Genomic DNA, 1,227 nt, shown 5'->3' on the forward strand with positions numbered 1-1,227 from the left:
CTGTAAATTAGTGGCCAGATCGATGTCCAAATCGCCAAAGGTTATTTTCAGCGCATCGGAAAGGGGATCCGCGGATCCGGGCTTCAGATCAATAATCGACGTCGAGATGTCAAAACTCTTCTGGAGCAGCTCTCCGAGGTTCTGACCGAGCGTCCCAATAATCGTGCTAGCCGCTACATTCTTAAGGATGTCATTCGGCTTCCCATTTTCGCCATTCTGATCGAAAAGCGCAGTGCCAAGGACAGAGCCGAACGTGTTGCCAATCTGCTCCAGCTGAACGACATTTCCTGCGTATTCGAAATGCGTGATCTCTCTTCTGACTTCGTGATCCCCGGAAAAATATCGGTTCTGAACAACTTCAACCCCATTTCCTTGAATTGATGACGAGGGGATGCTGATTGTTTCCTTAGTGCGAACGGTGTTGCCATTTGGATCAGAAGTCCCATCAACATTCACGATCGCGCCGTCCGCGCGCTGGTAAATTACGTCACGCGGAATCCCATCGCCTTCGTCACCGCCAATCCAAATAATCTCTGCGCCCTTTGGGAGAAAATGCGGAATTGACTCGTTGTGTACACGCACACCTGCTGCGACGTATGTGTGGTTATCTTCAACCTCGATATTGAAGGTCATCCAACCAAGCGTTTTGTCACCTGTGAGAGAAAGGGATGTGCTTTCAGAGAGTGTTGGCAACGCGGAATCAAATTGAGCATTGGGGTTGGCAACGGACTCGTACGCCGGAGAAAGCACGCCACCGTCAATATTGATAAGCTTCCAATCTCCGGCGACAATGTCATCAAGACGCCTGAAACTGCCGTCGTCACAGAGAAATCTGTGCCCAGGAGTAGCTATCAGCTTTTGTCCGTGTATTCCGTCGTCACTCAAAACAACCCATTCATCGGTATAGCCTGAGAAAGTATTTGAAACTCGAGATGGGACCAAACGGCCGCGCCCCAAATCCGCGAGTGGATCGAACGCAAGCACAAAGTCTCCCACCTCGACATGCTCGATCGCCTTATAAGAACGGTTCGCCATGAGAATTGGCGTGCCCGCAGCAAAGCAACTGAATAATGACTGCGCAGCATCGCCCGAGGTTGAAATGCTGCCCGTTGACGCAGGGTCCGGAACGGAATCAACTGCGTTCCGAATCTCGATCTCTTTCATTATTGCGCGGAGCTTCGCGCCAACATTGTCCGTAGGAAGAACTGCGCCTTCGTATCCGCCAAC

General features: G+C 51.1%; 1 protein-coding gene. It reads right to left on the bottom strand.

Annotated elements, in window-relative coordinates; translation table 11 throughout:
* Nucleotides 1–1,164 (bottom strand): Hint domain-containing protein (locus tag AC1DT3_RS21760; protein WP_477467262.1); only part of this gene is annotated, 1,164 nt, incomplete at its 3' end.
* Nucleotides 1,165–1,227 lie beyond the last annotated feature (63 nt).

Source organism: Microvirga sp. P4_G7, from assembly GCF_056401005.1.